Below are 19050 nucleotides of genomic sequence, written 5' to 3' on the forward strand. Positions count from 1 at the left end.
GGGGCGAAGATCCATCAGCGGGCCGCGCGGATGGCGGTGCTGAACGTGCCGCGGCTGCGCGGTCTGGCGCCGGATCTGGTGGTCTCCGACGTGATCACGGCGTGCGGCGGGCTGGCCGCCGAACTGATGGGTGTGCCGTGGGTCGAGCTGAACCCGCATCCGCTGTACCGGCCGTCCAAGGGCCTGCCGCCGCTTGGCAGTGGCCTGGCGCCGGGCGTGGGTATTCGCGGCCGCCTTCGCGACACCGTGATGCGCGCGTTGACGGCCCGGTCGTGGCGGGAGGGGCTGCGCCAGCGCTCGGCGGTGCGGATCGAGATCGGCTTGCCCGCAACCGATCCCGGCCCGGTACGGCGCCTGATCGCCACGCTGCCTGCTCTTGAGGTGCCGCGCCCCGATTGGCCATCGGAGGCCGTCGTCGTCGGACCGCTGCACTTCGAGCCGACAATGTCGGTGCTGGACATCCCGTCGGGTTCGGGCCCTGTGGTGGTGGTCGCACCGTCGACCGCGACGACCGGCACGCTCGGGCTGGCAGAGCTGGCGTTGGAGACGCTGGTGCCGGGGGAGGTGCTGCCAGAAGGGTCGCGGGTGGCGGTGTCGCGGCTGGACGGTCCGGATGTGGAGGTTCCGCCGTGGGCGGCCGTCGGCCTCGGGCGGCAGGACGAACTGCTGTCGCACGCCGACTTGGTCATCTGCGGCGGCGGCCACGGCATGGTGTCCAAGACACTGCTGGCCGGGGTACCGCTGGTGGTGGTGCCTGGTGGCGGCGATCAGTGGGAGATCGCCAATCGCGTTGTGCGGCAAGGCAGTGCGCAGCTGGTGCGGCCGTTGACCGGCTCGGCGTTGGCGGCCGCGGTTGGCGAAGTGTTGTCGTCGCCGCGGTACCGGGAGGCCGCCGTGCAAGCGAGGGCCGGCATCGACGAGGTCGCCGATCCGGTACGGGTGTGCCAGGAAGCGCTGGCTGCTTCGGCGTAACTTGGTCGGGTGCGGATGACGGAATTCCGGGAACTCGTCGAGGGACAGTTCGGTCCGGTGCGCGGCGCGTCGTTGCTCGTCGACCACGTGCTGAGCAGGTTCGGGCGCACCGCGGAGCAGGCCATCGAGGACGGTGTCGATCCGCGGGACGTCTGGCGGGCGCTGTGTGCGGACTTCGACGTCCCACGCGATCAGTGGTGACTTCTCAGCGCTTGTCCTCGGCACGCCCCGTACCCGGCGTATGAGCAGGGCCTACTGCGTCATCGTCGCGGTCTGTCTCCGGCGTCTGCGTCGCCGGCCGCTCCTGGGCCGGTGAAGCGGCGGCACCGCCCGCAGTCTCACCTGGTGGCGGCGATTTATAGTCCGGATCGGTGGTGGGCCGAGTAGCTCCACCGGTCCTGGCGCCGGCCGCCTCGGTGCTGTCATCGCCAACGTCGGCGGCCTCTTTGCGGCCTTCGTAGGGCGGTACCGCGGACTCGACGTCCCGAGGTGGCTCGTTGGTCGTTGCCGTTTCAAAGTCCGGCTTGCCGCCGTCGTCGTACGAGGGCACCGATTCGTCACCCTTGTATGTGCCCGACGGCCGATCCGCCGGTCCACCTGACGGCACATCGGATCCTGTGTCTCGCGATCCAGGTGCTCCACGTTCCTCTTGTGGTTCTTCAGACACATTTTCGCCTGGAGTGGTCATCACATCTCCTTACGGCGCCGCACTGGGCTGCGGCGACATCGGTTGGGTTAGACCCGCTGACCCAGCAGCTGAGCCGTCTCGCGGTGAAGCCGGCCAAAGTTGTAGTACGCCGCACAGGCGCCCTCCGGCGAGACCATGCACGTCCCGATCGGCGTTTCGGGTGTGCACGCCGTTCCGAACACCTTGCACTCCCACGGCTTGATGACGCCCTTGAGAACCTCACCGCACTGGCATGCCTTCGGGTCGGCGACGCGTACCCCTGGCATCTCGAACTTGAGTTCTGCGTCGTAATCGGCGTAGTCGGCGTGCACCTTCAAGGCGCTCTGCGAGATGAAACCCAAGCCCCGCCACTCGAAATGGGGCCGCAACTCGAACGTCTGGGCCATCAGCTTCAGGGCTTGAGTGTTGCCTTCGGGGCGGACCACGCGCGTGTACTGGTTCTCCACCTCGCAGCGCCCGTCGCGGAGCTGCTGCAACAGCATGTGCACCGACGCGAGGATGTCCAGCGGCTCGAAACCCGCTACCACCATTGGCTTTCCGTACACCTGCGGAACGAACCGGTAAGGATGCAACCCGACTACCGTCGACACGTGACCAGGGCCGAGGAACCCAGAGAGCCTCAGGTCGGGCGATTCGAGGATCGCCTTGATCGGCGGGACGATCGTGACGTGGTTGCAGAAGACACTGAAGTTCGTGACGCCCAGTGCTCGTGCGCGCACCAGTGTCACTGCGGTCGAAGGCGCAGTCGTCTCGAAACCCACCGCGAAGAACACGACGTGGCGGTCGGGATTGTCGACGGCCACCTTCAGCGCATCCAGTGGCGAGTACACGAACCGCACGTCGGCGCCGCGGGCCTTGGCCTCGATGAGGTTGCCCCTGGACCCGGGCACCCTCATCATGTCGCCGAACGTCGTGAAGATGACGCCGGGCTGCTCCGCCAGCCACATCGCGTCGTCGACACGACCCATCGGGATCACGCACACCGGGCAGCCCGGCCCGTGCACCAGCTCGACCTCTTCGGGCAGCAGGTGCTCGATGCCGTGGCGATAGATCGTGTGAGTGTGACCGCCGCACACCTCCATGAACTTGTACTCGCCGTCGCGGGCCAGCTCGGTGATGGACTTGACCAGGGCCCGTGCAGCGGCAGGGTCGCGGAATTCGTCGACGAACTTCATCATTACCTTCTTCTGCCTCAGGCGATTTCGGACGAATTGAACGCTTCGACTTCGTTGACGTAATCGGCACCCATCTTCTGCACCTGGTCGAGCGTCAGTTTGGCCTCGTGCTCGTCGATCTTGGCCATCGCGAACCCGACGTGCACCAGCACCCAGTCACCGACCTGAAGATTGTCATCGGCCAGTAGTCGCACGCTGATGTTTCTGCGCACGCCGTTGACGTCCACCTTGGCCAGCGATTGTTGGGCATCGACGATGTCGACCACCTGGCCGGGGATACCCAGACACATCGTCGTTCTCCTCTCGATCAACAGATTCGCGGAAGCGGGTCGCCGACAAGCATGTCGACGATTCGGCTGCCGCCGAACGACGTTCGCAGCGCGACGATGCCGGGCGGCTCCGGCACGATCTCGCCGACAACCGTCGCGCGTGCGCCTTGCGGGTGGGCCCGCATCGCGGCGATGGCTTCGTCAGCCTCGTCGGCCGCGACGATCGCGACGAACTTGCCTTCGTTGGCGACGTAGAGCGGGTCGATGCCGAGCATGTCGCAGGCGCCCAGCACCTGCGGCTCCACGGGCAGCTTGTCCTCGTCGAGGATCACCGCGAATGGGGAGTCCTTGACCAGCTCGTTGCACACCGTTCCGACGCCGCCGCGGGTCGCGTCCCGCATCCACCGTGTCGACGGCGCTGCCGCCAACATCATCTCCACCAGTTCGTTGACTGGCGCTGTGTCCGAGGCGATGTCGGCGTCGATAGCCAGATCGCCACGGGCCAGCATGACGGCCATTCCGTGCTCACCGATGGTGCCCGACAGCAGCACCTTGTCGCCTGGCCGCACGAGGTCACGCGACAGCTGCCTACCTTGCGGGATTATGCCGACGCCTGCCGTCGAGATGTAGACGCCGTCGGCGGCGCCCTTGCCGACGACCTTCGTGTCCCCGGTGACGATCTGCACGCCGGCCCTCGCTGCGGCTTCGGTCATGTCGGCGACGATTTCGCGCAACTCGGCGATGGGAAAACCCTCCTCGATGACGAATGCCGCCGAGAGCCACTGTGGCTGCGCACCGGACACCGCGAGGTCGTTGACCGTGCCGTGTACGGCGACGGCGCCGATGGAGCCGCCAGGGAACCGCAGCGGCTGAACCACATACGAGTCGGTGGAGAACGCCAGCCGCTCACCCGACGGCGTGCACAGCGCAGCGGAGTCGCCGAGCTGCTCGAGTTCGGGGTTGCGGAAGGCCTCGAGGAACACCGCGTCGACCAGTGCGGCCGAGGACTTTCCGCCGGCGCCGTGCGCCATCGTCACCACATCGTCGAGCAGCCGCGGGCGCCGCTGCCGGAATTTGTCGATGCGTTCCAGCACACGGTCTTCGCGCTCGGCGGCACTGGCGGCCTGGGTCGTGCTCATGATTGGTCGGCCCCGTGGAGTTGTCGCGCCATCTGATCCTGCGTCACCGACCACAGCCGGTAGCCGAGCATGGCGTGGCTCTCCTGGATGCGGTGAATGCTCTGGCTGTGCACGGTGAAGCAGAAGTCCAGCTCCTCGGCTACGGCCATCCGGCCGCCGTCGTGGCCGGAGAACCCAATGGTCAACAGGCCCCGCTGTTTTGCCTCCGTGATGGCCGTAGTCAGGTCCTCGGAGTTGCCTGACGTCGACAACGCGATGGCGACGTCGCGCTCGCGTGCGTGGGCGATGATCTGGCGCTTGAAGATCAGGTCGAACCCGACGTCGTTGCCGAGTGCCGTCACGACGGCGTTATCTGCGGCCAGCGACCACGCTGCGACGGGGCGGCCAAGGGCGGGGCGGCTGAACAGCGATGCCAGCGTCGCGGCGTCGGTGGAACTGCCACCGTTGCCCAGCGTGTAAAGCCGGCCACCGCGAAGGAACCGCTCGGCCATGCCGGTTCCGGCGGCGGTCAACCCGTCGGCATACTCGTCGAGCGACTCACGTTGCAGGCGGGCGCTTTCGGCGGCCTTGCCGCGCGCCGAGGAGGCGAGGTCGTCCAGAAGGCTCTTGGCGTCGGTCTCCTCGGAGTCGATGAATGGATACAGGAAGCTGGTGGCATCGGATTCGTGCGTGGTCATCGGCTGACCTCCAATCGTGTGATGGCCGCCCCGGCGTGCACGAGGACGAGGTCGTTGGGCGCGACGTCACCCAGCACGGTGACATCGATCCACTCCTCGCCGTTGGCGGTGCGGACCAGTGTTCGACCGGTCGCATCGGCGGGTGCGAGCACGACTTCGGCGAGGCGTCCCTCGTCACTACACGTCACGCAGACCTCGTCGGCGGATTCGTCGGGTTTGAGCAGCCCCGGGTGCTCGAAGCAGACGTGGGTGAGCTCCCAAAGCAGGTGGTACATCAGCACGAATCGCCCGGTGGCCGGGACCATCGGGTCCTCCGAGTCGACCCACAGGATGTGGTTGGCTGCGCCCGCCGGAGGTCGCGGCCCGGAGCCGATCCACAGGGTCAATGCGCCCCACGCCAGTGCCCGTCTCATCGCGTCGACGACGGCGGGCTCGTCGGCTGCCGCCACGGCCAGAAGTAGATCGCCGGGCTGGCACGCCACGCGTGCCTGCGCCACTGGATCGGGTTCGACGAGCGCAACCGACGGCAGTGCCCGTTTGCCCATGATCACCGGGTGAACGAACTCGACGGCGACGTGGTGAGCGTGCGGTTCCCATTGGGGCGAGATGACCCACAGTGTGGCGCCGTCGTGGAAACGGCGGGCGAGATCCAGCGCCGCCGCGGCCAGATCGGCGGAAAGTTCTGTGTCGACGAAGGATTCGCCGGGTTGTGCGATTGCGGTCATTGGTGCCGCCCCCTTTCGCGGGCAGTGTTCACAAGATCGAGGGTGGTGCGCGTGGCATCGGCCAGTGCGTCGGCCTCGGCTTCGGTGAGGGTGGAGCAGATCCAGTCCCAATGTGCGGACACGGTGTCGCCGGGCGCAGGCGCGGCGATAAGCGATTTGCCGTCCTTGCTCCACCGCACCCGCTCGGTCGTTGGTTCGCCCAGGCCGAGCGTGTCCGTCAGGAGCGTCAGCGGACGCGCCACCATCACGACGTGCTCGCTGTCAACGGATTCAACTGTGCCCCAACGTATCCGGCAGTCCTGCAGCACTTGCAACGCCGTTGCCGGATCCCGGTCGAGAAACCGCACCCACGGATAGACCACGAACACGTGGAAGCTGTGATGGGCCAGCACACCGACCGGGTTGGTGAGGTCGGCCAGAAGGCCGGTCGCCTGACCCACAAACGCGCTGCGCAGCCGGTCCAGCAGCGGACCTGGCTCGACGCGGTTCAGCAGTGGTCCGCCGACCCAGTAGCTTGCCACCACGTCGCCGTCCAGAGCGTCGATGCCCGCTGCCTCGGCGATCGCCTGCAGATACGGCCACGCGCCGTCGAACTGAATCGCATGCGCGGCGACCTCGCGTGCGTTGTCGCCGCGCAGCAGCACGTCCGCGTCAGCGGGCCCGCAGTAGCCGAGCTCGTTGGGCGGGAACGCGTAGCGGGCGAACAACGCGTGTCCAGTGGGGAGGCCTTGTCGAGACGGTGCGGTCATGTGATCACCCCGCGTTCCCGACCAGCAGCTGCCCCAACGCCAAGCCCCCGTCATTGGGCGGCACATGCCTATGCGTGATCACCTCAAAGCCTTTGGCCCCAAGGCCGTCTCGCGCGAGCCGCAGCAGCATCGCGTTCTGGAAGACGCCGCCGGACAACGCAACCGTCCGAGGGGCCGGTTCTTCTGCGGTCGCGAGGTCGACGATCAGGTCGGCGACGGCGCGGTGGAATCGTGCGCCGATGACACCGGCCCGGACCTCGTCGCGCACGTCGCTGATGATCGCGACGAGCACGGGCGCCGGGTCGACGATGGTCGTCTGGGCGTCGGCATCGACGGCGAAGGCGTACCGCGTCGTGCCGGCATCCACGTCGCGCGACAGTCCCTCGAGTTCGATCGCCGCCTGAGCTTCGTACGCGACAACCTGCCGGACACCGATCAAGGCCGACACCGCGTCGAAGAGCCTGCCCATACTCGATGTCGGCACGCAGCCCACGCCGCTGGCCAGCTGGTGTAACAGCGCCCGCCGTTCGTCGGTCGGGCATGCCGATACGGGCGGAAGGTCCTCGTCCCAACGCAGCCCGGCGGCCCACAAATGCGACAACGCCATCCGGTACGGCCGCCGCACGCTGACGTCGCCACCGGCAAGCGGCACATACTTCAACTGCGCCCGTCGTTGATAGCCCTTGTAGTCCGCGAGCAGGACCTCACCGCCCCAGGTCGCCCCGTCGGGCCCGTATCCCGTTCCGTCGAAGGCGAAGCCGAGTATCTGGTGTTCGCCGTCGAAGCCATGCTCGGCCATCACCGCCGCAACGTGCGCGTGGTGGTGCTGCACCGTCCGCACCGGCCGGTCGCCGGCATTGCGGTGCGCCCAGGAGGTGGAGCGATAGGCCGGATGTGAGTCCGCGACAATGACTTCCGGTGCGACACCGGTCAGCGCCTCGAGGTGTCGTTCGGCCGAGTCGAACGCGGACAATGTGGCAAGGTCGTCCATGTCGCCGATGTGCTGGCTCAGCCAGGCGTACTTGCGGTCCGCGACGGCGAACGTGTTCTTCAGGTCGGCACCGACGGCCAGGGTGGGCGGCATTGATACGGGCAGCGCGACGGGCAGGGGTGCGTATCCGCGTGAGCGCCGGATGGGCAGCTGGGAGCCATCAACCACGCGCACCACCGAGTCGTCGCACGGCACCAGGATCTCCCTGTTGTGCATCAGCCAGCCGTCGGCCAGATGCGAAAGCCGGTCGAGTGCATCGTCGTCCGTGAAGCAGATCGGTTCACCGCCAAGGTTGCCGGAGGTCATCACCAACACTGATGGCCCGGGTGGTTGGTCGCCAGCAAGACCGAAGAGCAGCGCGTGCAGCGGCGTGTAGACCGTCATGACGCCGAGGTCGGGGTTGTGCGGGGCGACGGCATCGGCGATCGAACCGGAGGGCCGCCGCGGCACCAACACGATGGGACGCTGCGGGCCTGACAGTAGGCGCGCAGAAGCATCGTCGACGAACGCGACGGTGCGCGCCGCAGCCACGTCGGGCACCATCACAGCGAATGGCTTGTCGCCCCGGCGCTTCCGTCGCCGCAGTTCGGCAACGGCGTGCTCGTCGGCGGCGTTGCACGCTAGGTGATAGCCACCGATTCCCTTGACGGCAAGAATGCCGCCGTCGCGCAGTATCTTCCGCGCCTCGCGCAGTGCACCGTCGCCTCCGGTTTCCCGTCCGTCGCAGTCCCGGTAGCGCAAAGTGGGTCCACAGTGCGGACAGCAGACAGGCTGCGCATGGAAGCGCCGGTCGGCGGGATCGGCGTACTCGCGGGCGCAGTCGGCGCACATCACGAACGGCGCCATCGTGGTGGAGGACCGGTCGTAGGGCAGCGAGGCGATGATCGTGAAGCGCGGGCCGCAGTTGGTGCAGTTGACGAACGCATGCCGGTAGCGACGGTTGGCGGGGTCGCGTTGCTCGGCGGCGCATTCGGCACACATCGCGACGTCGGGGGAGGCCAGCGTGCGGCCACCGACTGCTCGGATGGAGTCGGCGATGGTGAAACTAGTTCCGCCGGCGACCGGGATATTTTGGGTGTCAACGGATTCAATGACCGCCAGGGGCGGAGGGCGGTCAGTGAGACGGGTCACGAAGGAATCGACATCGCCTCCGTCGCCCTCGACTTCGATGAACGCGCCCGACGAGTCATTGCGCACCGAACCGGACAGGCCGAGGGCCACCGCCGTGGTGTAGACGAAGGGGCGGAACCCCACCCCCTGAACCACACCCCGCACGCGGATCTGGATACGGCGACGCGTCATGGTGCCGCTTCGTCCCGGCCGCGCCCCATCAGCTCGAGGCCCGCCATCGCCGCGTCGGCGCCGGCCTTGTCGGTCTTCTCGACGACGAAGCCCATATGGATGATCACCCAGTCGCCACGCTCGAATGTCTCCTCGGGCAGCATGCCGACGTTGACCTTGCGGTGTTTGCCGGCGACGTCGACGAGGGCGAGCTGGTCGCCGTAGCCCTCTAGCATTTTCACGACCTGTCCCGGGATGCCCAAACACATGATTCAACACTCCCGTACCGGTGTGAGTAGCTGCGCCACAACGTCTTCGACGGAGCGAACGGCATCGGGAATGGCGGCCGCGAGGGGGGTGGATAGCCCTATGCCTTCCTCAACGCTCTCGATTTCACAACCGACGACGACGGTGTAGGGCGCCGTGCCGCCTAGTGCATTGAGGCTCGCGAACACCGCGACGGGATCCATCGCGTGGGCATCCAGCCCCGTCGCGGACGACAGTGTTTCGTGGTCGGCCTCGAAGACGTGCACGGTGCCAGGCGCTCCTCGGCTTGGCAGGGCGTCGACGAGCACCAGTGCCCGGTACCCCTCAAGAAGGTCATATGCCAGGTGCATGCCTCGGATTCCATAGTCCTCGAGGCGAACTCGCGGACTGGCGAGGCGCGATGGGACATGGCGCATCACCTCGGGTCCGAACCCGTCGTCACCGAGGAAGATGTTGCCGATTCCGGCTACCAGAATCTGGGACGTGATGGATTTCCCCCTACATCCGGCGGATCTTCATGTACCGGCGCATATCGGGCACCGCTCGGATGCCGAGGTAGAGTCCGCCGAGCACAACAACGCCCGCGATGACCGTTGCTGTCACACCTACTGCATGCATGTTGGATTCCCTTCTGTGAGAGGTTCGACTTCGTCGGGTGCGAAGTACAAATAGCGGCCGTACCAGTCGTGTAGGTCGGCGGCCGGATCGTCCTCGAGCACTACGCCGACATGCTGATCGCCGTCGACGTCTTCGTGCACCGATGTGACCCGCGCGATTCTGTCCGCGAAGAACAGGTCCTGCGCGTCGGCTCTCCGCGACGGCCGCAGCCGGACCCGACTACCTCGAGTGATCCGGACACCGTTGACCAGCACGGCGTCGATGTCGGGACGGACTGCGTTGTCGGCCAGGGGGTCCCACCATTCGACACCCTCGGGGATTTCCGGTATCAGGCCGGGTGCTTCGCTGGATGCGTGCGGGTTGCGCAGTACCCCGTGCAGATTCAGCATCGCCTCCGGCGACATCGAATCGCATCGGTCGATAATTTGTGCAGCGCGCGGATCGGTGGCGCGGGCCTGCGCCTTCTCCTCGTCGGTCATCGTCATGACACGCAGCGTGAGGATCTCATCGATCTCCGTCGAGTCGTACAGCGCGCCTTCGCTTTGTTCTGCGATCTCGGGATGGTCGTAGAGGATGATCGGGGAGACCAGCACGAAGTTGTGATCACCTGGCGGGCCGGCGAGCACCGGGAAGCACCGGTGCTGACGGCATCTGGCGGCGGCGTCGACCGCCGAAGCCGGGGGGTCGAGCAGCGATACGAACTCCCCGTCGGTGACCTCGGCAACAAGGTGTGTGCCGATCAACGACAGGGCAATCGCATCGTCCTTGTCCGCCGCGGGTGCAGTGCTGTTGCGAACCGAGACCGTGAGGCGAACAAGCCCGCCGATATGTCCTGCGACGATCGTGAGCTCGGCGTGAATCGTGCGCCGGGTGCGAACAAGCCTGCCACCATCGACGATTTCGACATCGCTGCCGCCGCCAACGGCGATCGGAATGGCGTACTGCTGCGGGAGTTTGGTGAGGTCCGACGGCCCGAACGGGACTTCCCGTGGCACGGCCTCGTCCCAACTCAGCCACGAACGCGCGCCTGCGACCAATTCGTCTACCGGCTCGAATCGGCCGTCACCGAGGGCACGCTCGGCACCGCGATGCTGCAGTTGCAGGAAGCGCACCATGCCGGACACCGACGTGTCACCCTGCGGCTGCACAAGCACCTGCGCCGACAGTGTGTCGTTCTCACCGATCCCGTCAGCCTCGGCGCCCCGCGGGCCGAGTACCCCGAACTGCCAGCGGGACTGGTTCTTTCGCGAGTTGGCCCGATAGGGGTACAGAAGATAGCCCTCGTAGAGGACCGCGTCGGCGACAGCGCGGGCCTGGTCCCAATTCGCGGTCATCGGATATCCCCGGAGGTGCTGGCTCCAAGAAGGGAGGTGATCGCCTCGTCGAACGACAGCAGGCCACGCTCGAACCGGTAGGTCGCAAGCGCGTCGAGCGAGTCCCGATGAAGCCGTATCCACCCGGTATTGGGGAAGTGCTGCTGGACCAGGTCACGCCACGCCGACACCGGCATGTCGTAGCGGTCCTCGCGATCCCATGGCACCTGCTGCACGGAGAAACCGCGTGAGCCTTGCACGAAGAGCGTTCCGCTGAAAAGGAACTGCAACGGAACAGTTCCGTCGCGCAGGGCGTGCAGGTACTTGGCCGATGCCACTTCGAAGTCGTAGGTGCATTCCAGCGGCAGATCGACCTGGGTGGCCCCGCTGAAGCCGGGCACCATGGCCGCGGCGTGCTGCCACAGGAACGTGTGCTGCGTCGACGCCCAGCGTTCGCGCGGCCCGAACAAGTCGACGAGCCCGTCGGCTTCGGCGTCGGAGTATGCGCGACGCAGCGGGTCGATGCGGACCTGACATCGCAACGCAATCGCGTGTACCGGTTCATCGCCGACCGCGACCACACCCACCCGGGCGGTGAGAATCGGTGTCACCGCGTAGGGTTCGGGCGCCACGTCGAGGACCGCGAACGTCACCTCCGTCACGAGTACACCACCTTGCTCCGCTCGCCGATCGCGCCGAAGAACTCGTCCATGTAGGCGCGCACATCGCCGCCACCGTCGAAGCCGCGCCACAGCATGCGTAACCGCCCGACGAACTCGTAGCAGGCGTCGATCGGCAGTAGATGACAGTCGGGGGACCCGGCGTCGTCGTCGGGCACACGGACCAACAGCGCCTCGGTGTCGTCGGTAAGCATGTCCACCCGAGGGTCGGCGGCACGGATGTCGTTCCAGGCCACCATGTCCAATTCCGACTCCGTCGCCCCTGCCGGTCCCGGGTAGAACGCCACCATGCGGTCGAGCGCCGAGTTGCGGAAGAAGAACGCCAGCCCCACCGGGATCTGCAGCGCCTCCCATCGGCGGCGGTCCAGTGCGAAGTCGGGAAAGGCGAGGTAACGATCGGGTACGGCGCGGTAGCGCAACTGGGCATGTTTGTCGGTGAACAACAGGTAGCAGCCGCGGCACACGCACATCAGTTGTCGGCCTTCGACGTTCACGACGTGCTGGTGCTCGTCGGTGATCGCTTCCGAGCACATCTCGCAGCGTTCGCCGGGCTCGGGCGCTTGCCGGTTGGCGCGGATACGGGCCAGAACGTCGTAGGCGCTTGCGGTCATGTCGCCACGGCTTCCGCGACCGCCATCGACAGCACGCCGTCGCGCACCAGCACCGGAATGGGGTCCAGATGAGCCGCGCTGTCGCCGTTGACGCCGCTGCCCGCGTGGACGACGTCGAAGCTGGCGCCGCAGCGTGGACATCGCAGCACCGCATCGGCCAGCACCGCGCCTGTAAGTGACTCCGTGCAAGCGGGGCAGCGATCCCGATAGGCGTAGAAGTTTTCGCCGACCCGGCAGGCCAGCGCCGTCATGCCTGCCACCAGGAACCCGCCGATCTCACCGGGTGCGAGCTCGGCCAACTCGGGGACCGGGTGCCAGGCGGCCGCGCGGTGTCCGTTCGCGTGGACGCGGTTGAGCAGGGTCTCCGCCGGAATGACATGGGATCCAGCCTCCGGTTCGGCCGCCACGACTTCGATCGACGAAATCTCAGGCGCGGCGGCACGGACCGCGTCCTCGACGGCCAGTTCCAACGTCACCGCGGACGACGGGCAGCTCTTGCAGCTACCCGCGAATTGCAGGCGCACGACATCGCCGTCGACGTCGAGCAGATGCACGTCACCACCGTGAGAGCCGAGGTACGGGCGCACACTGTCCAGCGCGTCGGCGACGCGTCGCTCGATGTCGTGCGGATGAAGTCCGTGCACCAGCAGCAGGCTGGCCACCAGGTCATCCCGCGTAAAGGTCTCCGCGAGTTCGGGATTCGCCGAGACGGCCATCTGCATGATCCGCTCCAGACCGGCCCCGTAGAGGTCGGTCACCTCTCGGACGAGCTGCTCGGCGCGCTCGTGCGCAGCCGAGCCACCAGCGGCGCTGGCGTCGAGCAAGGTCTGTATCCGATCGCCCGCCGAGCGCCACTGCGCATCATCGGAGGTTTCGTCCGGGCCTGGCAGTGTGGGCGGGGCCATTCGTTATTCCCCGGTCGCGGACTGGGTTGGTGAATGTAGTAGGTCCAGCGTCTTCCCTTCACCGAGATACATGTGCACCCCGCAGGGCAGGCAGGGGTCGAAACTGCGCACGGTGCGCATGATGTCGATGCCCTTGAAGTGCTCCCGGTCGTTCTCCTCGAAGATCGGTTGGCCCTGGACCGCGTCCTCGTATGGCCCCGGCGTGCCGTAGCTGTCGCGCGGGCTGGCGTTCCATGGCGTTGGGGGATAGGGGTGGTAGTTCGCGATCTTGCCGTCGCGGATCACCATGTGGTGGCTGAGCACTCCGCGCACCGCCTCGGTGAATCCGCAGCCGATGCCCTCGTCGGGCACCTCGAACTTCTCCCACGTCTTGGTCCGGCCGGCACGGATTTCGATGAGCGCCTTCTCCGCGAAATGCAGCGCGCAGGCCGCGGCGTAGGCCTGGAAGTACGTTCGGGCGCGGTTGCGCTCGATCGTATTGCTGCCGTACTGCGGGATCTTCCACTCGAGCGAAACCGGCCCCTTGAGTGCGGTCTTCGGGAAGTTGATCTGCACGCTGTGACCCGTGGACTTCACGTAACCGATGTCGACGAGGTTGGCCAGCGCCGTTGCCCACAGCCGCGCCAGCGGGCCACCTCCGGTGTCCAGTGCCAGGTGATCCTTGCCATCGAACCACCGCGGGGACATCACCCAGCTGTACTTATCCTCCATGTCGCGCTTCTGTGGATGCGGGTTGGTGTGCTGGTTCCACGGGTGGCGCCGATCAACCGGATTGCCCAGGGGGTCGGTCTTGACGAACATCTCCTGATCGGACCAGTCGTCGTAATACGAGCTGCCCAAAAGGATTCGGAGGCCCAAGTTGATGTCCAGCAGCGACGTCGTGACGAGCTTGCCGTTGACGACGACGCCCGGCGTGACGAACATCTTGCGGCCCCAGTTCTCCATGTCCTTGTAGGCGAAGTTGCAGTGCTCGGGATCCTGGAACGAGCCCCAGCAGCCCAACAGTGTGCGCCGCAGACCCACCTGGTCGTAACCCGGCAGGGCCTCGTAGAAGAAGTCGAAGAGGTCGTCATGCATGGGCACGACCTTCTTCATGAACTCGACGTAGCGCATCAAGCGAGTCATGTAGTCGGTCATCAGCTGAACCGTTGCGGTGGTACCGATTCCACCGGGATACAGCGTGGATGGATGCACATGCCTGCCCTCCATGAGGCAGAACATCTCCCGCGTCCACCGGCTGACCTGCAACGCCTCGCGGTAGAAGTCGCCGGTGAACGGGTTGAGCGCCCGCATGATGTCGGCGATCGTCCGGTAGCCGTGCATGTCGGCTTGTGGCGCCTGGGTGTTCTGGGCCTTGGCGAGCACACTCGGGTTGGTCTCAGAGACCATCTTTTCGCAGTAGTCCACGCCGACCAGGTTTTCCTGGAAGATGTTGTGGTCGAACATGTATTCCGCGGCCTCGCCGAGGTTGATCAGCCACTCGGCTAGGTGCGGTGGCCGCACGCCGTATGCCATGTTCTGCGTGTAGACCGAGCACGTGCAGTGGTTGTCACCGCAGATGCCGCAGATACGGCTGGTGATGAAGTGGGCGTCGCGTGGATCCTTTCCCTTCATGAACAGCGAATAGCCGCGGAAGATCGACGACGTGCTGTGGCATTCGACCACCTCGCGATTGTCGAAGTCGATCTTGGTGTAGATGCCGAGGCTGCCAACGATGCGGGTGATGGGATCCCACGCCATTTCCACGAGTTGGCCGGGATCACGCTTGACGTGTGACGGCTCGGGGATGGTGGTTGTCATCGAACTTCTTCTCTCTCGTTGATTGACTGCGCCACAGCGAGATTCGCCGTCTTCAGGACGTGGACCGCCGGGCACCGAAACGAGGCGCACCTACCAGGTGCGGGTCGCTCCGGTTTCGAGTTTCGTGCCCGGATGCCGCCAGCGCGGCTCCTTGTCGACGGTCTTGCCGGTCACATGCCGCAGGCTGCGGATCACCGACCCGTATAGCCCAGACATCGTCGAGGAGACATGCGCGCCGGGCGGTTCGTCCATGAACGGCATGAACTTGTCGGGGAAGCCGGGCATAGTGCAGCCGATGCAGATTCCGCCCACGTTCGGGCAGCCGCCGATCCCGTTGATCCAGCCCCGCTTCGGCACGTTGCACTTCACAACCGGGCCCCAACAGCCAAGTTTGACAATGCATTTCGGCGATCCGTACTCGTCGGCGAAGTCGCCCTGCTCGTAGTAGCCGGCTCTGTCGCACCCCTCGTGAACGGTCGCGCCGAACAGCCACTGGGGTCGCAGTTCATCGTCGAGCGGAATCATCGGGGCCTGCTCAGTGGCCATGTAGAGCAGGTAGGTGAGGGTTTCGGCCATGTTGTCCGGATGGGCCGGGCAGCCGGGTACGCAGACGATCGGGATGCCTGCCTTGCTCTTCCAGTCCCACCCCAGATAGTCGGGCACACCCATGGCGCCGGTCGGATTGCCCGCCATGGCGTGGATCCCGCCGTAGGTGGCGCAGGTTCCGACCGCAACGATGGCGGTCGCCTTGGGCGCCAGGCGGTCCAACCACTCACTGGTAGTCATCGGCTGACCGGTGGCCGGGTCGTTGCCGAACCCGCACCAGTACCCTTCGTCCTTGATCTTCTCGTTGGGTATCGATCCCTCGACGACCAGTACGAACGGGTCGAGTTCACCGCGCTCGGCCCTGAAGAACCAGGCCAGGAAATCGTCGGCGCCCCCATTCGGTCCGCATTCGAAGTCGATGAGGGGCCAATGGACGGCGATCTTGGGCAGACCGGGAAGCGCGCCGAGCGCGATCTCCTCGATGCTCGGTTGGGTGGCGGCAGTCAACGCCACCGAATCCCCGTCACAACTCAAACCCGCGTTAATCCACAGGACGTGGATCAACGCCTCTTCCGCTTTGACTGCTGCTTCGCTTGGCATGCGTCACAGCTCTCTGGGGCCGGGGCTGGCGGCCCCTGTAGCAGGTATCTGCCTGCGCCCACTTCTAGAGCGCTAATTTTTTGGTCTACTCCTGGGACAATGTCTTGTCAACGGATCGTTGTGACAAATCGCTATTTGCCCGAAGCTCGATCCACTTGTACCAGGCCGCGATGCCTTCGCCCGTCCTAGCGGACACTGGCAAAATCTCCGTGGTGGAGTTGATTGAACGGACAAACTTCTCAAAGGCTTCAAGATCGAAGTCAACATAGGGCAATAGATCGATCTTGTTCAGAACCACCAGTCCGGCCGCAGCAAACATATGGGGGTACTTCAGCGGCTTGTCGGCGCCTTCGGTGACGGATATGACCACGAGTTTGCTGTGCTCACCGAGATCGAACAGCGCGGGGCAGACCAGATTGCCGACGTTTTCGATGAACAGCAACGACCGCGGTTGGGGATTCAGCGCCTCGAGCGCACGCCGGATCATCTCGGCGTCGAGATGGCAGCCGGCTCCCGTGTTCACCTGTACCGCGCGGGCGCCGGCCGCCCGGATGCGTTCGGCGTCGAGCAGCGTTTCCTGATCGCCCTCGATGACGGTCACTGGACGACTGCGTGCGAGCGTGCCGATAGTTCGCTCGAGAAGGGTCGTCTTGCCTGCGCCGGGGGAACTAGTGATGTTCAATGCAAGGATCTCGCGCTCGGCCAGCCACTTGCGGTTCTGTTCGGCGAGGAGATCGTTCTTCGCGAGGACCTTCTGTTCCAGAGAGACCGTCTCGGTGTGGACGTGGCCGTGGTCATGGTGGTGGTGCTCGTGTTCGTTTGGGTGGTCATGTGGGTGACCTTCACCGGCAAGCGTGACAACCGCACCGTCTTCGCCACAGCCGCACGTTGCACACATGGTCAGCTCACTTCCATCGAGAGAATCTTCAGGTCCCGCCCCGCAGTGACTTCGACATCGGCACTTCCGCACGGGCACAACAAGATCAAGTCGCGCAGCTCGAATCGCTGGCCGCACGTGCGGCAGCGCGCAGCGCCGGGTTGCAGGTTCAGGTCGAGCCGGGCGCCGTCGGCGACGGTGCCCTCGGCGGCCAGTTCGAAGCAGAACAGCATCGAGTCGGGTACCACGGCACACAGCGCACCGACCTCCAGCTTGACGCTGTGCACCCGGCGACCGGCGGCGTGCTCACACACCGCGTCGACAACACTTTGCGTTATCGCCATTTCGTGCACGCGAGCCCCCGTTCGGGCGGGATGACCTCACGATAGGACGGTGTGCACCCGGGCACAATGAACCGTCCTGGCCGTCGTTCGTCGCAGAGACGACTGAGATCGCAACGCCACGGCGTGTCAACTTGAATCGAACAGGTGTTCGTCTAATGTGGGCAGTGTTCGACGGCTAGATGCTGGTCAGGGCGACTTGTCGGTACCTGCCTCTAGCGTCACGGCCAACTGATCGAAAACCGATCACCGAACACTCACGAGGACGGAGACCACCATGGCGCCACAGGCCCCTGATCGCGAAAAAGCCCTTGAACTCGCGATGGCTCAGATCGAGAAGAACCACGGCAAAGGCTCGGTGATGCGCCTCGGCGACGAGGTGCGCCAGCCGATCTCGGTCATCCCCACTGGCTCGATCGCCCTGGACGTGGCGCTGGGCATCGGCGGGCTTCCGCGCGGCCGGGTCGTCGAGATCTACGGGCCGGAGTCCTCGGGTAAGACCACCGTTGCGCTGCACGCGGTGGCCAACGCCCAGGCGGCCGGCGGCATCGCGGCGTTCATCGACGCAGAGCATGCGCTGGACCCGGAGTACGCCAAGAATCTGGGCGTCGACACCGACTCGCTGCTGGTATCGCAGCCCGACACCGGTGAGCAGGCGCTGGAGATCGCGGACATGCTGGTCCGGTCCGGGGCAATCGACATCCTTGTCATCGACTCGGTGGCCGCGCTGGTGCCGCGGGCTGAGATCGAAGGCGAGATGGGCGACAGCCATGTCGGCTTGCAGGCCCGGTTGATGAGCCAGGCATTGCGCAAAATGACTGGCGCACTGAGCAATTCGAACACCACCGCCATATTCATCAACCAGCTTCGCGAGAAGATCGGCGTGATGTTCGGCTCGCCCGAAACGACAACTGGCGGAAAGGCTTTGAAGTTCTACGCGTCTGTCCGGTTGGACGTCAGGCGAATTGAAACCCTCAAGGACGGCACCGACGCGGTGGGTAACCGCACCCGCTGCAAGGTGGTCAAGAACAAGGTGTCGCCACCGTTCAAGCAGGCCGAGTTCGACATCCTCTACGGCAAGGGCATCAGCCGCGAAGGTTCACTCATCGACATGGGTGTCGAGCAGGGCTTCATCCGCAAGTCCGGCTCCTGGTTCACCTACGAGGGTGAGCAACTGGGCCAGGGCAAGGAGAATGCCCGCACCTTCCTGATCGAAAACGGCGAGGTGGCCAACGAGATCGAGAAGAAGATCAAAGAGAAGCTCGGCATTGGCGCCGTGGTAACCGATGACCTCAGTACTGATGGCGTCCTGCCCGCCCCCGTCGACTTCTGAGCTCTCCCGCGAGGAGCAGGCGCGGGCCTTGTGCCTGCGCCTGCTCACCGCGAGGGCGCGCACCCGGGCAGAGTTGGCCGGGCAGCTGGCCAAGCGGGGTTACCCCGATGACGTCAGTGAGCGGGTGCTTGACCGGCTGGCTGAAGTCGGACTGGTCAACGATGCTGACTTCGCCGAACAGTGGGTCCAGTCACGGCGGGTGCACGCTGGAAAAGGTAAGCGCGCCTTGGCCGCCGAGCTGCGGAACAAGGGTGTGGACAACGACGTGATCACCGACGCGCTGGCGGACATCGACGCAGGGGCGGAGCGGGAACGGGCCGAGCAGCTGGTGCGCGCCAAGCTGCGCCGCGAAGAGCTCAGCGATGACAACGACCCGAAGGTTGCGCGCCGGCTAGTCGGGATGCTGGCCCGCCGCGGCTACAACCAGACAATGGCGTTCGACGTCGTTCGCACGGAGATGGACCTCGAGTTGGAGCGCCGCAGAACCTAACTC

The 19050-nt window shown here is 65.7% G+C and carries 23 protein-coding genes; 4 read left to right on the forward strand and 19 right to left on the reverse strand.

The window, feature by feature from the left end:
• Both VFH65_RS02450 and VFH65_RS02455 read left to right on the forward strand, forming a co-directional pair.
• The coding region (locus tag VFH65_RS02450) for a glycosyltransferase (protein ID WP_353319542.1) at positions 1–972 on the forward strand (972 nt) is incomplete at its 5' end.
• A 9-nt stretch (positions 973–981) separates the two neighbouring features.
• Complete coding sequence (locus VFH65_RS02455; protein ID WP_353319543.1) at positions 982–1173, forward strand: DUF3046 domain-containing protein; 192 nt, start codon at positions 982–984, stop codon at positions 1171–1173.
• A 4-nt stretch (positions 1174–1177) separates the two neighbouring features.
• On the opposite strand, the gene VFH65_RS02460 is transcribed toward VFH65_RS02455, so the two are convergent.
• The 19 genes from VFH65_RS02460 to VFH65_RS02545 all read right to left on the reverse strand — a co-directional run bounded on the left by VFH65_RS02460 (position 1178) and on the right by VFH65_RS02545 (position 17236).
• The gene (locus tag VFH65_RS02460) at positions 1178–1579 is read right to left on the reverse strand and encodes a hypothetical protein (RefSeq protein WP_353319544.1); all 402 of its coding nucleotides are present in this window, start codon (positions 1577–1579) and stop codon (positions 1178–1180) included.
• A gap of 128 nt (positions 1580–1707) precedes the next feature.
• Positions 1708–2835 (reverse strand): hydrogenase formation protein HypD, encoded by a 1128-nt coding sequence (hypD, locus tag VFH65_RS02465; protein ID WP_353319545.1) that lies wholly within the window; start codon positions 2833–2835, stop codon positions 1708–1710.
• 17 nt (positions 2836–2852) lie between these two features.
• The gene (locus VFH65_RS02470) at positions 2853–3125 is read right to left on the reverse strand and encodes a HypC/HybG/HupF family hydrogenase formation chaperone (protein WP_353319546.1); all 273 of its coding nucleotides are present in this window, start codon (positions 3123–3125) and stop codon (positions 2853–2855) included.
• Between the two features lie 17 nt (positions 3126–3142).
• On the reverse strand, positions 3143–4243 hold the full coding sequence (gene hypE / locus VFH65_RS02475) for a hydrogenase expression/formation protein HypE (RefSeq protein WP_353319547.1): 1101 nt from the start codon (positions 4241–4243) through the stop codon (positions 3143–3145).
• Positions 4240–4920, reverse strand: a complete 681-nt coding sequence (locus tag VFH65_RS02480; protein WP_353319548.1) for a D-sedoheptulose-7-phosphate isomerase — start codon at positions 4918–4920, stop codon at positions 4240–4242. The genes hypE and VFH65_RS02480 overlap by 4 nt, the downstream gene beginning before the upstream one ends.
• A complete protein-coding gene (locus VFH65_RS02485; protein ID WP_353319549.1) occupies positions 4917–5645 on the reverse strand; it encodes a hydrogenase assembly protein HupF in 729 nt (242 codons plus the stop codon). The genes VFH65_RS02480 and VFH65_RS02485 overlap by 4 nt, the downstream gene beginning before the upstream one ends.
• Complete coding sequence (locus tag VFH65_RS02490) at positions 5642–6394, reverse strand: DUF6390 family protein (protein WP_353319550.1); 753 nt, start codon at positions 6392–6394, stop codon at positions 5642–5644. Before VFH65_RS02490 ends, VFH65_RS02485 begins: the two co-directional genes overlap by 4 nt.
• Positions 6395–6398: 4 nt before the next feature.
• Positions 6399–8687, reverse strand: a complete 2289-nt coding sequence (gene hypF, locus VFH65_RS02495; RefSeq protein WP_353319551.1) for a carbamoyltransferase HypF — start codon at positions 8685–8687, stop codon at positions 6399–6401.
• Entirely contained in the window at positions 8684–8935 is a 252-nt protein-coding gene (locus VFH65_RS02500) for a HypC/HybG/HupF family hydrogenase formation chaperone (protein WP_353319552.1), read from the reverse strand. Before VFH65_RS02500 ends, hypF begins: the two co-directional genes overlap by 4 nt.
• Before the next feature lie 3 nt (positions 8936–8938).
• Positions 8939–9421 carry a hydrogenase maturation protease gene (locus VFH65_RS02505; protein ID WP_353319592.1) on the reverse strand — a complete coding sequence of 161 codons (483 nt, stop codon included), beginning with the start codon at positions 9419–9421 and terminating at the stop codon, positions 8939–8941.
• A 10-nt stretch (positions 9422–9431) separates the two neighbouring features.
• Positions 9432–9536: a DUF6893 family small protein gene (locus VFH65_RS32000; RefSeq protein ID WP_414688340.1), complete on the reverse strand. Its 105-nt coding sequence runs from the start codon at positions 9534–9536 to the stop codon at positions 9432–9434.
• Between the two features lie 2 nt (positions 9537–9538).
• Positions 9539–10885, reverse strand: coding sequence for a hypothetical protein (locus VFH65_RS02510; RefSeq protein WP_353319553.1), 1347 nt, complete (start codon positions 10883–10885; stop codon positions 9539–9541).
• The gene (locus VFH65_RS02515) at positions 10882–11526 is read right to left on the reverse strand and encodes a DUF6084 family protein (protein WP_353319554.1); all 645 of its coding nucleotides are present in this window, start codon (positions 11524–11526) and stop codon (positions 10882–10884) included. Before VFH65_RS02515 ends, VFH65_RS02510 begins: the two co-directional genes overlap by 4 nt.
• Positions 11523–12155, reverse strand: a complete 633-nt coding sequence (locus VFH65_RS02520) for a DUF5947 family protein (RefSeq protein WP_353319555.1) — start codon at positions 12153–12155, stop codon at positions 11523–11525. Before VFH65_RS02520 ends, VFH65_RS02515 begins: the two co-directional genes overlap by 4 nt.
• Positions 12152–13060 (reverse strand): NifU family protein, encoded by a 909-nt coding sequence (locus VFH65_RS02525; protein ID WP_353319556.1) that lies wholly within the window; start codon positions 13058–13060, stop codon positions 12152–12154. Before VFH65_RS02525 ends, VFH65_RS02520 begins: the two co-directional genes overlap by 4 nt.
• Before the next feature lie 3 nt (positions 13061–13063).
• The gene (locus VFH65_RS02530; protein ID WP_353319557.1) at positions 13064–14860 is read right to left on the reverse strand and encodes a nickel-dependent hydrogenase large subunit; all 1797 of its coding nucleotides are present in this window, start codon (positions 14858–14860) and stop codon (positions 13064–13066) included.
• A 90-nt stretch (positions 14861–14950) separates the two neighbouring features.
• A complete protein-coding gene (locus VFH65_RS02535) occupies positions 14951–16006 on the reverse strand; it encodes a hydrogenase expression protein HypE (RefSeq protein WP_353319558.1) in 1056 nt (351 codons plus the stop codon).
• A gap of 85 nt (positions 16007–16091) precedes the next feature.
• On the reverse strand, positions 16092–16904 hold the full coding sequence (gene hypB / locus VFH65_RS02540; protein WP_353319559.1) for a hydrogenase nickel incorporation protein HypB: 813 nt from the start codon (positions 16902–16904) through the stop codon (positions 16092–16094).
• A gap of 2 nt (positions 16905–16906) precedes the next feature.
• Positions 16907–17236: a hydrogenase maturation nickel metallochaperone HypA gene (locus VFH65_RS02545; protein ID WP_353319560.1), complete on the reverse strand. Its 330-nt coding sequence runs from the start codon at positions 17234–17236 to the stop codon at positions 16907–16909.
• Positions 17237–17501: 265 nt separating this feature from the next.
• Between VFH65_RS02545 and recA the strand changes: the two genes are divergently transcribed.
• Positions 17502–18557, forward strand: a complete 1056-nt coding sequence (gene recA / locus VFH65_RS02550; protein WP_353319561.1) for a recombinase RecA — start codon at positions 17502–17504, stop codon at positions 18555–18557.
• Positions 18523–19047, forward strand: coding sequence for a recombination regulator RecX (gene recX / locus VFH65_RS02555; RefSeq protein ID WP_353319593.1), 525 nt, complete (start codon positions 18523–18525; stop codon positions 19045–19047). Before recA ends, recX begins: the two co-directional genes overlap by 35 nt.
• Positions 19048–19050 lie beyond the last annotated feature (3 nt).

The sequence above is a fragment of the Mycobacterium sp. genome, assembly GCF_035697385.1.
Classification (GTDB): Bacteria; Actinomycetota; Actinomycetes; order Mycobacteriales; family Mycobacteriaceae; genus Mycobacterium.

Coding starts and splice junctions, on each gene's coding strand:
- hypD (WP_353319545.1), bottom strand. CDS start 2,835: ATGAAGTTCGTCGACGAATTCCGCGACCCTGCCGCTGCACGGGCCCTG.
- VFH65_RS02470 (WP_353319546.1), bottom strand. CDS start 3,125: ATGTGTCTGGGTATCCCCGGCCAGGTGGTCGACATCGTCGATGCCCAA.
- hypE (WP_353319547.1), bottom strand. CDS start 4,243: ATGAGCACGACCCAGGCCGCCAGTGCCGCCGAGCGCGAAGACCGTGTG.
- VFH65_RS02480 (WP_353319548.1), bottom strand. CDS start 4,920: ATGACCACGCACGAATCCGATGCCACCAGCTTCCTGTATCCATTCATC.
- VFH65_RS02485 (WP_353319549.1), bottom strand. CDS start 5,645: ATGACCGCAATCGCACAACCCGGCGAATCCTTCGTCGACACAGAACTT.
- VFH65_RS02490 (WP_353319550.1), bottom strand. CDS start 6,394: ATGACCGCACCGTCTCGACAAGGCCTCCCCACTGGACACGCGTTGTTC.
- hypF (WP_353319551.1), bottom strand. CDS start 8,687: ATGACGCGTCGCCGTATCCAGATCCGCGTGCGGGGTGTGGTTCAGGGG.
- VFH65_RS02500 (WP_353319552.1), bottom strand. CDS start 8,935: ATGTGTTTGGGCATCCCGGGACAGGTCGTGAAAATGCTAGAGGGCTAC.
- VFH65_RS02510 (WP_353319553.1), bottom strand. CDS start 10,885: ATGACCGCGAATTGGGACCAGGCCCGCGCTGTCGCCGACGCGGTCCTC.
- VFH65_RS02520 (WP_353319555.1), bottom strand. CDS start 12,155: ATGACCGCAAGCGCCTACGACGTTCTGGCCCGTATCCGCGCCAACCGG.
- VFH65_RS02525 (WP_353319556.1), bottom strand. CDS start 13,060: ATGGCCCCGCCCACACTGCCAGGCCCGGACGAAACCTCCGATGATGCG.
- VFH65_RS02530 (WP_353319557.1), bottom strand. CDS start 14,860: ATGACAACCACCATCCCCGAGCCGTCACACGTCAAGCGTGATCCCGGC.
- VFH65_RS02535 (WP_353319558.1), bottom strand. CDS start 16,006: ATGCCAAGCGAAGCAGCAGTCAAAGCGGAAGAGGCGTTGATCCACGTC.
- hypB (WP_353319559.1), bottom strand. CDS start 16,904: ATGTGTGCAACGTGCGGCTGTGGCGAAGACGGTGCGGTTGTCACGCTT.
- recA (WP_353319561.1), top strand. CDS start 17,502: ATGGCGCCACAGGCCCCTGATCGCGAAAAAGCCCTTGAACTCGCGATG.